Raw genomic sequence first — 9,709 nt, forward strand, 5'->3', positions numbered from 1 at the left:
TGTTCCTTGATCATCCCGATGATCTGCGCCTCGGTGAAACGGCTCTTTCGCATTCGTTTGCTCCTTCAAAAGGTTGAGCAAACTCTACATCAGAACGAGGGAAGTTTCGGGGAGCAGGTCACGTCCTCAAATATGTCGAAGGCCCGGAATGTTACTCGCCGCAAGATGTTGCTGACGCGATCTCTGAGGCTTTCGGTCGATCGGTGAAGGTCGATGTGGTCCCGCGAGAGGCCTGGGAGGCAACGTTTCTTCGATTCGGGTTCTCCGACAAAGCGGCAGCGTCCTATGCCTGCATGACGGCTGTGGTCGTCGACGGCGAGACATCGGGGCCGCCCGACCCGGTACGCGGTCGCACGTCATTGCGCGCCTATTTCAATGCTGTGGTCCGGCAATAGATTACGGCCGCCCTCCAGTGGAGTCGTCGACAATGACGAAACTCGATTTGAAGAAGTTCTATAGGGAGCTGTTCAATCCGCCGAAGGACCGCTTCGTCGCGATTGAAGTTCCGACGATGACCTTCGTGCAGGTCGATGGGGTGGGAGACCCGAACACCGCGCCGGAATACAAGACAGCGGTCGAATGGCTCTGCGGTGCCAGCTACGCGATGAAGTTTGCGGTCAAGGAGGCGCTGCAACGCGACTATGTGGTGCCTCCGCTTGAAGCCCTTTGGTTGGCGGACGATCCGCAAAGCTTTGTCCGGCGGGAAAAAGATCGCTGGTGCTGGACGGTGATGATCATGGCACCGGACTTTGTGACCGGGGCCATGTTCGATCAAGCGGTTGCGAAAATAGGAACCAAGCGGGATGACCGTCCCCCATCCCTGCGCTTCGAACGCTTCGACGAAGGCCGGTGTCTGCAGATCTTGCATGTCGGCGGCTATGAAGGCGAAGGCCCGATCTTGCAGCGCCTGCACGAGGACGTGATGCCCGAGCTGAACATCACTTTCAACGGCGCGCACCACGAAATCTACCTGAGCAATCCATGAAAAAAAGCGCCCGAGAAGCTCAAGACAATCCTTCGGCAGCCCATCCGGGACCTTCAAGGCAGTGCGTCTGGTGCTTTGCGTCTCCCCGCACTTTCGCCGGAGGCCATGTCCTTGCCGCACACCTCCTGGCTGAAGCTGGGTTGGCGGGATGATTGACCATGAAGAAAGTGCTGCGGGTCGACGAGGCGAGTGGGTCGCGGGCATCCGCTTTTTGGGGCTGCTCGCCGTCTTATCGCTTCCGTTCTGGGGCGTTGCCCAACAGAGCGGTGCAACCCTCGCGCCCGGGGCTCCCATCAGCGCGTTGGGCGCTCTCTGTCCCGCCCTCGCCGCCCTGATCCTTCGCGCAAGGCAAGGAGGATGCGCAACTGCGGCGGCTGTGGCATTCACGACGCATGGACGACTTGGCCGCACGCGCGAGAGGGCAGCCAGGCCGTGACTAAAAATCCGTCCATCCCACGTAAGATACAATCGCTGCGGCTGCACACTTGGCGTCGGTGTCAACACATTGAAATTTACGACGTGGAGACCGTGCTAGCGGTTGCTGAAGCCGGGAGCTTTCGCAAGGCTGGCATGCTGCTGGGCATCGGCCAGTCAGCCGTCACGCGCCGGATTCGGAAACTCGAAGACGTGCTCGGGGTCTCGATGTTCGAAAGAAGCGCGGCCGGAGCGCGTCTGACAGTTGCCGGGTGGGATTTTGCCACTCGATCGCGACAACTTGCCAATCAGTTTTTGGACACGGTGCGCGCCGCACAGTCCGCCGGTACCGCCGGCAACGGGCAGTTGCGCGTAGGCTTGACCGCATCGCTATCTCAAGGCGCATTGCGCGAGGTTGTCGCCAGATTTCAAAGACTACACGCCGATGTCGAACTGTCCTTCACGGAGGCAGACCTCGGCGAATTGATGACCTCCCTCAGCCATAGAAGCATAGACGTGGTCGGAGCGGCGGGCGAGCCGACATCCGAGCACGCCGACATGATGTTGCTTACAAGGGCGCCCCTCTATGTTGCCGTCGCAGGAGATGATCCCTTGGCCCAGCGGCGCTGTGTCGCTTGGTCGGATGTGGCGGCAGTGTGTTTTCTTGTGAGCGCCTACGTGCCGGGGCCGACAATTCATGACTACATCATTCGAAGGATCAGCGATTTCGGGCGCCAGGCCTGCATCAAAGTGCAGCAGGTGGGGCGTGAGGGACTGATGAATCTGGTAGGGCTGAGGCTCGGCATTGGTCTGGTTTGCGAACACTGGTGTGGTGTCCGGTATCCAAATGTCGTGTTCATTCCCCTCAAGGAAATTGGGAATGCGGAAACCATCCCCTTCTCGCTGACCTGGCGACCGGAAAACGACAATCCGGCGCTCAGGCGGTTTCTGAGCCTGGCGCGCGAAGTCGCGAAGGCTGATGCAGCGACTTCCGCGCCTTCGTGAATACCCGATCTGTCGCCATGAACCGCTGGAGCATGGGCGCGATCAGCTTCGAAGGTTCGGGCGCAACTTGTCCGGTCTCGCGCGCCATTACTGCGGCGTAGTCCAGCAGGTCACGGTGGACCTCCGGTGGAAGCTCCACGCTGACCTTTACGGGTTTGTCGTTGGGAACAGATGAGAGCTTCAGCTTGGCGGTCATGGATCAACCTCCATAGGGTTCGAGAACGAGATCGCGGGTAACGATCACGCGGACGGGGAAACCGGGCCGGATGGTGAGCGTCGGCGCGACCTGCAATTGACGCTGGACGATCTGCTGGCCCGCGTCGTTGATCGTATCCTGCACGCCATTGCGGATCGCCTGGATCAGCCGCTCGTCGTCGTCCATGGTAAGTTCGGCTCCGACCGACAGCAGCGTCGAGAGCGCGGCGGCCTTGGCCAAATCCCACCAGTGATAGTCGACCCCGTCTTCGAGCCCGGCATAGCCTTGGGTATCAGCACCCGGCTGTCGTTCCAAAACGATGGAGCGGCCGTTGGGAAAGATCAGGCGGTTCCAGACGAGGAGCATGCGTCTATCACCGAAGCCGACGTCATTGCTATATTCGCCGATGATGCGTGTGCCCTGCGGGATCAGCACCATGCTGCCGGTGGGACTATCATAGATATGCTGGGTGACCTGCGCGGTGATCTGGCCGGGAACATCGGACCGGATACCGGTGATAAGGGCAGCGGGAATGACGGACCCCGCCTGAAGCACATAGGGCGACGCCGGCGCCATCACACGATCGGGCGCGACGGTGCGCCGGTCCACGGGACCATTGAGGAAAGCGAGATCGCTGTTCTGAGCGGCGGACGGCTGAGCGCCGAGGTTAAGCCCTGCAATCGTTGGCGTTGGCGTTGGGGTTTCGCGCGCCGCACCCGGCGCGGTCTGGAAGAAGACCCGGCTCGTGCGCGCCGCCTCTTCCTCGGCCAGCCGACGTTGCTCCTCTGGATCGACCGCAGGTGCGTTGATCGCTGGCGGCGGGACAGGTTGCCCCCTTTCCTGCGCGTCAAGGATCGGGCGGCCGAGATCGCCGGGTAGCGCAGGACCGAGCACGGGACCGGTATAATCGCTCGGCAACTCGTTGAGCCCATCGGCAGTGTTGCGATTTTCGGTCGAATAGAGTTCGTCACCGCCGTTTCCGTTCTCCGGTGTCTGAAGCGCATAGATCAATGCACCGCCGACACCGAGGGCAGCGACCAGGCCGAGTCCGGCCAGAACACGCCGCGACAGCCGCGTCACGCGCGGCGGGCTTCCCCGCAACCGCATCGGGTCGGCGGTATCGGCGGCCGTCGCTTCGAGCGGCACGCCTTCTTCCCTGTTGTCATCGACTTCGCTCATGATCCTGGCCTCCCGTCGGTACGTACGATCCTGACGGTTTGCTGGCGATCGCCACTGCCAAGGCGTAGTTCGGCGGCCGCGAAGATGCGATCCACGATCAGGATGTTGCGGTAGATGCGGCTGTTGACGATCTCCGGATCGCCGTCGGAGCCGAGCACGAAGAGCGGCGGCATCTCGCCCTGTACGATCCCGGCGGGAAAGACGATGTAGACCCGCCGACCATCGTCGAAGACCGAGACCGGCCGCCAGGGTGGACTATCGCCCTGCAGGCCATAGCGATAGTGGCGCGCGGAGGCGGCGGGAATTCTCGGCGTTGTCGGCGTTGCATGCTGTGTGGCGGGCGGCTGCGGATAGGCCCATGCGACCGACGGCATGTAGGGGTCCTCGCGGGAGCGCAGCTCGATCATATAGGTGCGCCGGTCGGTGGTGATCACCAGGTTGGTTGCGATGTCGGGCCGTGTCGGCTTGACGAGGATATGGACGCGGCGGGTTCTTCCCGAACCGCTCTCGGTATCGCCGATGATCCATCGTGCCGTGTCGCCGGCCGCAATCGGACCGGCGCCAGTCAGCGTCTCACCCGGTTCGAGCGCGATATTGGTGATCTGGCCGGGCGTGGCATAGACCTGATAAAGCGCGCCCTCGCTCCAAGGATAGATCTGGATGGCGTTATAATAGCCTTCTTGGCGGGGTTCGACCCGTGCCGCAGCATTGGCATTCTCGACCTGGCCGGCCGGCGTGGACGCATCCGGGCCACCTCGCGCGACGGTCCAGGCCGGCGGCGTGTGGAGTGGCCGCGGGCGTTCGTCGGTTGCGGGTCGTTCGACCCTCGGCAGCGGCGGCACGCTGTCGTCGTAGCTGATTTCCGGTGGATGGTAGGTGGCGCATCCGGTGAGCGCTGATACGGAGATCAGTGCAAGCGGCAATGCGGCTTTACGGAAAACCAGAAGCGCGGGTTTGCGGATAATCGTGCTCATTGGCCCATCTCCCGCGACCAGTTGATGGCGTTGACGTAGATGCCGAGCGGGTTGGCGCGCAGCCTCTCGGCGTCGCGCGGGGGTTGGATGACGATCGTCAGGATCGCCGTCCATCGCTCGGTGGTGGAGAGCTGGCCGTTCTCGTAGTGCCGCTCGGTCCAGGCGACACGGAAGGAATTTGGCGACGCGCGGATGACGCTGGAAACCTCGACCGCGATCTGCTGACGTCCGACCCGCGTGAAGGGATCGTTGGCGCGGGCATAGTCGTTGAGCGCCAGCGCGCCGCGATCGGTGGTGAACTTGTAGGCGCGCAGCCAGTTCTGGCGCACGATGATCGCGTCGGCGGGGATCGCGCGCACCTGTTCGATGAAGTGCGCGAGGTGGAAGGCGATCTGCGGATCGCTGGGCTCGAAACGGGCTTCCGCAGGGCCGATCGCGTGCGCCTCGCCGAGATTGTCGACCTCGACGACCCAGGGCACGACCGTGCCGGTCGTGGATTGCCAGACCAGGGCGCCGGCGAAACCGCCGGACAGGATCAGGCAGCCGAAGGCCATGAGCCGCCAATTGCGCGCCTGCACCCGGGCCGAGCCGATGCGCTCGTCCCAGACCTGGGCCGCGCGCTGATAGGGTGTCTCCGGCTCGGGGGATTTGCCGTAATGGGTGGTGGATCGTTTGAAGAAGCTCATGAGCGGTTCCCTTCGGAGAGATTGACGGAACTGGCGCCGCCATGGCTGTCGCCGGAGCGCACGGCGTGCGCGGCGGCCTGGACGCCGTGGGAGAGACGCTGCGAGCGCTTCATGCGCTTCGCCCAATCGGGCGGACCGTCGGTGGTGGAGGAAGACGGTGAAGCCGCCGTACTGGCGGAGCTGGCGCCGCCGCCCATGGTCCCGCCAGTCGTCTCGAAAGCAGAGCGAGCACCCGACTGGAAGCTCTGCTGCATGCTCCCCGCGGCTTTCGCCCCGGCGCGGCGCAATGGAGATGTGGCGGCACGCGCGCCTGTGTTCGCCACGGCCCCGAGACCGGACGCAACGCCGCCCGCACCCGATTGTCCCGCCGAGCCGAGGCTGTATGCCGTCGAAGCGTCGCCTGCGGCCGCAGCGCCGCCGCGAGAAGCCGCCGCGGCGCCAGAAAGCGCCATACTGCCCCCTCTGGCGGCGAGTCCAGCTGCGCCCACACCTGCGAGAGCGGCACCACCGACGGCCAGGCCGGTGCCGACTGCGGCGCCCGCGCCGAGTTGGGGTCCGCCGGAAACGATGCCGTTGGCGATTCCCGGGCCGAAGATGCCGAGGCCTAGGAGCGAGAGGGCCGCGAGAACGACTGCCATGGCCTCGTCGATGGTGGGCGTAACACCGCCGAAGCCGGCGGTGAACTGTGAGAACAGGGTCGAGCCGATGCCGATGATGACGGCAAGGACCAGCACCTTGATGCCGGACGAGATCACGTTGCCGCCAATGCGGAAGTCGATGCCCGTCGCTGCAATCAGCGCCTCGACGCGCGGTTCGATCAGACCTGTCGGCACGGGCGGCGCGGCGGTCGCAACTTCCTCGGGCAGGTTCTCGCACTGATCAGTGTTGAAGACGGTGAAGCGCTTGAGGAACGGGATCGCCTGGGCGTCCTCGCCGGTCTCGCGCGCCCGGCGCTTCTCGTCCTCCGGCACGAAGCGGTCGGCATAGACGACGGTGGTTCCACGTTCGCCCTTGCGGACATTGCCGCCAAGCGACAGGGCCTGGCGGAAGGTCAGCCAGCTCTGGCCGGAAAAGCCGCGTTCGATGACGGCGCCCCACAATAGCAGGACGTTGATGCCCGAGTACTGACGATCGCTGGAGGCGTTCTTCGGAAGGCCAAGGGGCGCCTTCGCCGCCGCCGTTCCCCAGGGCTGAACCCAGGGCACCCGGCCAGCCTCCAGCTCGGCGATGATCTTGTCGGTGATTTCGGAATAGAGATTGGTCCGGTCGCGCCGGGCGCCGGATTTGTGGTTCATTCTGGACATCGTAGATCTCCGCGACGGGCGCCGGAGGCCTCTCCTCCAGTCCTCATACCGTCACGGCAAACCCGTCCGCACTCTCACTCTCGAAGGGGGCGTTGCGGGGGAATCCCCCCGCTCGAAGGGGTCGTCCGAGACCAAAGGCTCGGCCGCAGGGGAAGGCCTTCCCCTCCCCATCACCCGGATTGTCGCCCACACTTCCAATCAGCGGCGCATTGGCTTCCAATCAGCCGAATTTGAAAACCTCGCCATGGAGTCATCGGTGCGACCGGTCCAGTCAGGTGCTTCGGTCGGTCCGTGAGTTTTGCTATGCTTTTGCCGCCAGGTGCAGAGGGTTCGTCGCGCTGCCGGCTCGTCCTCACCTCACCACCTCTCGCGCATGACGCTCGGCAAGGCAGCTCATGGCTGACACGCGCCGGCGATTTCGACGCCATTCATGACCAGCGAGCTACTGGAGGGCTGCCGATCAGCATTGTCGATGTGATACGAAACCACACACTCTGGATGCTGAAGTGAAAGGATTTATATCGATGCGCCATCCCGGTACGGGCGCGCGAGAACCACGTGAGACCGGCCCCTTATTCAAGCTCCCTTGTTTTCGGGCATCCCATATTCAAGTGAAGGCCGCATTGTTTAACTAAGGGCCGAGCTAGGCAATAGACGCCCTGCTGTCTGTTGCGCCTCAAGGCGAAAGCCCCTGCCGCCCGCCACTCGGCGATGGCCGCGAAGTCCTTCCGGCGCCAAAGCCTGTCCGGCAAGGCCGCGTGCCTCCAATTGAACATTCATTGCAACCTCACCTCAGATATGTTAAATGCCATATATGACAGTTTATATAATATTGGCGTCCAGATATGGCAGTTAAGGTAAGCTCCTTGAACGCGCGTCGAGCCTTGGAGGCGCTGGGAGCGAACATCAAGACGGCTCGCTTGAAGCGGCGAATCTCGGTGAAGGGGTTTGCCGAACGGATCGGTGTGTCCGAGAGAACCGTCATCCGACTGGAAAAGGGTGATGACGGCGTCAGCATCGGGACGTTGGCCATGGCCTGCCTGGTCCTTGGCGAGATCGGCCGGTTATCGGACTTCCTTGATCCGGGGTCGGACGATACCGGATTGCTGCTCGACAGGGAGGCGTTGCCGAAGCGGATCGACCGGAAGCGTGGGGTCAGGCCCACCGGATTGGTCAAGGGAGATACCGCTCCTCCGGCCAGCGACGATGATGAAGGGGTCGGTTTCTGATGCCCGAAGCGATCGTCGCCCTCGGCGAAGGCAAGCGGGTCGTCGGGCGGTTGCGGTTCGAGACCGACGGCCGGCGCCAGCATTCGCAATTCGAATACGCCGCCGAGTGGCTGGCGGCATCCGATCGTTTCGCGCTCTCTCCCGGCCTGCCTCTTCGTGAGGGCGGTCATTTCAGCGCGGGCCGAGGCGACCGTCGCTCGGCACTACCCGGATGTTTCTCCGACGCTGCGCCGGATTCCTGGGGACGTGCGCTGATGACCAAGGCCCTGGGGGGCGGTCTCAGCGAGTTCGACTATCTGGTGCTGTCCGACGACCGCACCCGACAGGGCGCGTTGCGGTTCCTCGGGGACGACATGGAACCGCTGTCCGACCTGACGCCGCCGATCCCGCGTCTGGTCGAACTGGACCGGCTGCGGGCGCTCGCGCACCGGTTCGAGCGCGATCCCGGCGGCGCGGAGGAAGAGGCCCGCGATTTGGCTGGCGTCGCCGGGTCGCTTGGCGGCGCCCGTCCGAAGGCCAATGTCGAGGGCGACGGACATCTGTGGATCGCCAAGTTCACCTCCGCCCAGGACACCAGGCCGATCGAGCGCGTCGAGGTTGCCACATTGAAGCTGGCGGCCAAATGCGGATTGCGAGTCGCAGAAGCAAAACTCGAGATGCGCGACAGCGACAGCCCGATCGCGCTGATCCGACGGTTCGATCGCCGTGGCAACACGCGGATCCCGTTTATCTCGGCCCGAACCGCGCTCGACTGGGACAGCGACGAAGGCGGGTTCTACACGGACATCGCCGACGTGATCAGGCAGATTTCGAGCAAACCTTCCGACGATCTGCATGAACTCTGGCGGCGGATCGTCTTCACGATCCTCGTGTCCAACAAGGACGACCATCTGAAGAACCACGGCTTTATTTATGCCGGTGGGGACCGCTGGCGGCTTTCGCCGGCCTTCGACATCAACCCGTCCCCGTCACGGCACAGGGTGCTGGAGACCGGCATTGTCCAGGGTGGATCATTCAACGCATCCCTCGATATTGCGCTGGAGGCATGCGAGTTTTTCGATCTTTCGCCCGCTGATGCTAGGAAGCAGGCATTTCAGATGGCCGAGACGATCGCGAACAATTGGAAACGGGGTTTGCGCGATGAAGGCTGCTCCGCAGCGGATGCGCAGAGTTACACCCATGCCTTCGAGCACGACGAGAGCAAGCGTGCGCTGGCCGTCTGAGACGCTGGCAAAGGAAATTTGAAACCGGCAAACATGTCTACTCTATATTACTTCGAGCCGCCGTCGATATCGTCATGCCTTGGCGAAGACGCTATAGAAGCCGTATGTTGGTATGATCAATTGAGAACCAGGAAAACGCTGTGTGGCAGTAATGAAGAAAAGAACAAGCGGAGTCGCGAACTGTACTCTACGTGGGCGTGCGACTGCGGCGCGTACCGACTTCTACCTCGTTCACGTGACGGCGGTCGGGGTAGCCCGCGAAATCATTAGGGCAGGGCAAATCGAGTCTCGTGTCTGCAAGGCGCTGGACACTAACCTTGTGTATTTCTTTGCGCTGCGTCCAGCATACAAGTTACGAGGCGAAGATCAGAAGAATGACATTCTCGATTTTTTCCGAGAGTGTCCGATCTTCTGTGTAACTTCGGTTTGGTCCATGCTTCCTGAGAGGAGCAAGGACGATGACGATTTCCAAAGAACTGCTGGACGAACTTCTGAAGGGCTGCGAGCGGCCTGA

General features: G+C 62.8%; 10 protein-coding genes. 5 read left to right on the forward strand and 5 right to left on the reverse strand.

Translation table 11 applies throughout. The annotated features are described in order from the left end of the window. The 3 genes from ACSR1C_RS19915 to ACSR1C_RS19925 form a co-directional block, all read left to right on the forward strand. Positions 1–207: hypothetical protein (locus tag ACSR1C_RS19915; RefSeq protein WP_460260777.1), on the forward strand; the 207-nt coding region annotated here is incomplete at its 5' end. A gap of 220 nt (positions 208–427) precedes the next feature. Beyond that, entirely contained in the window at positions 428–985 is a 558-nt protein-coding gene (locus tag ACSR1C_RS19920; RefSeq protein WP_460260778.1) for a GyrI-like domain-containing protein, read from the forward strand. A gap of 357 nt (positions 986–1,342) precedes the next feature. Then, positions 1,343–2,404, forward strand: coding sequence for a LysR family transcriptional regulator (locus tag ACSR1C_RS19925; protein ID WP_460260779.1), 1,062 nt, complete (start codon positions 1,343–1,345; stop codon positions 2,402–2,404). Here ACSR1C_RS19925 and ACSR1C_RS19930 read toward each other — a convergent pair. Genes ACSR1C_RS19930 through ACSR1C_RS19950 form a run of 5 tightly spaced genes read right to left on the reverse strand, consistent with a single transcriptional unit; the run spans position 2,337 to position 6,743 of the window. Continuing rightward, positions 2,337–2,600: a DUF2274 domain-containing protein gene (locus ACSR1C_RS19930; protein ID WP_460260780.1), complete on the reverse strand. Its 264-nt coding sequence runs from the start codon at positions 2,598–2,600 to the stop codon at positions 2,337–2,339. The genes ACSR1C_RS19925 and ACSR1C_RS19930 overlap by 68 nt on opposite strands. Positions 2,601–2,603: 3 nt before the next feature. Next, the gene (locus tag ACSR1C_RS19935) at positions 2,604–3,779 is read right to left on the reverse strand and encodes a TraB/TrbI/VirB10 family type IV secretion system protein (protein ID WP_460260781.1); all 1,176 of its coding nucleotides are present in this window, start codon (positions 3,777–3,779) and stop codon (positions 2,604–2,606) included. Then, positions 3,776–4,753 (reverse strand): P-type conjugative transfer protein TrbG, encoded by a 978-nt coding sequence (trbG, locus tag ACSR1C_RS19940; RefSeq protein ID WP_460260782.1) that lies wholly within the window; start codon positions 4,751–4,753, stop codon positions 3,776–3,778. Before trbG ends, ACSR1C_RS19935 begins: the two co-directional genes overlap by 4 nt. Further along, positions 4,750–5,439 carry a conjugal transfer protein TrbF gene (gene trbF / locus ACSR1C_RS19945; protein ID WP_460260783.1) on the reverse strand — a complete coding sequence of 230 codons (690 nt, stop codon included), beginning with the start codon at positions 5,437–5,439 and terminating at the stop codon, positions 4,750–4,752. The genes trbG and trbF overlap by 4 nt, the downstream gene beginning before the upstream one ends. Next, positions 5,436–6,743 carry an ArdC-like ssDNA-binding domain-containing protein gene (locus ACSR1C_RS19950; protein WP_460260784.1) on the reverse strand — a complete coding sequence of 436 codons (1,308 nt, stop codon included), beginning with the start codon at positions 6,741–6,743 and terminating at the stop codon, positions 5,436–5,438. The genes trbF and ACSR1C_RS19950 overlap by 4 nt, the downstream gene beginning before the upstream one ends. 845 nt (positions 6,744–7,588) lie before the next feature. On the opposite strand from ACSR1C_RS19950, the gene ACSR1C_RS19955 reads away from it, so the two are divergent. After that, positions 7,589–7,972 (forward strand): helix-turn-helix transcriptional regulator, encoded by a 384-nt coding sequence (locus ACSR1C_RS19955; RefSeq protein ID WP_460260785.1) that lies wholly within the window; start codon positions 7,589–7,591, stop codon positions 7,970–7,972. After that, positions 7,972–9,195 carry a type II toxin-antitoxin system HipA family toxin gene (locus ACSR1C_RS19960; protein ID WP_460260786.1) on the forward strand — a complete coding sequence of 408 codons (1,224 nt, stop codon included), beginning with the start codon at positions 7,972–7,974 and terminating at the stop codon, positions 9,193–9,195. Before ACSR1C_RS19955 ends, ACSR1C_RS19960 begins: the two co-directional genes overlap by 1 nt. Positions 9,196–9,709: the final 514 nt, after the last annotated feature.

Source organism: Actibacterium sp. D185-2 (assembly GCF_054954595.1).

Bases quoted from the DNA above. Each gene is read 5' to 3' on its own strand.
- ACSR1C_RS19950 (WP_460260784.1), bottom strand. From the start codon at position 6,743: ATGTCCAGAATGAACCACAAATCCGGCGCCCGGCGCGACCGGACCAAT.
- ACSR1C_RS19960 (WP_460260786.1), top strand. From the start codon at position 7,972: ATGCCCGAAGCGATCGTCGCCCTCGGCGAAGGCAAGCGGGTCGTCGGG.
- ACSR1C_RS19935 (WP_460260781.1), bottom strand. From the start codon at position 3,779: ATGAGCGAAGTCGATGACAACAGGGAAGAAGGCGTGCCGCTCGAAGCG.
- ACSR1C_RS19925 (WP_460260779.1), top strand. From the start codon at position 1,343: ATGCGCAACTGCGGCGGCTGTGGCATTCACGACGCATGGACGACTTGG.
- trbF (WP_460260783.1), bottom strand. From the start codon at position 5,439: ATGAGCTTCTTCAAACGATCCACCACCCATTACGGCAAATCCCCCGAG.
- ACSR1C_RS19930 (WP_460260780.1), bottom strand. From the start codon at position 2,600: ATGACCGCCAAGCTGAAGCTCTCATCTGTTCCCAACGACAAACCCGTA.
- ACSR1C_RS19920 (WP_460260778.1), top strand. From the start codon at position 428: ATGACGAAACTCGATTTGAAGAAGTTCTATAGGGAGCTGTTCAATCCG.
- ACSR1C_RS19955 (WP_460260785.1), top strand. From the start codon at position 7,589: ATGGCAGTTAAGGTAAGCTCCTTGAACGCGCGTCGAGCCTTGGAGGCG.
- trbG (WP_460260782.1), bottom strand. From the start codon at position 4,753: ATGAGCACGATTATCCGCAAACCCGCGCTTCTGGTTTTCCGTAAAGCC.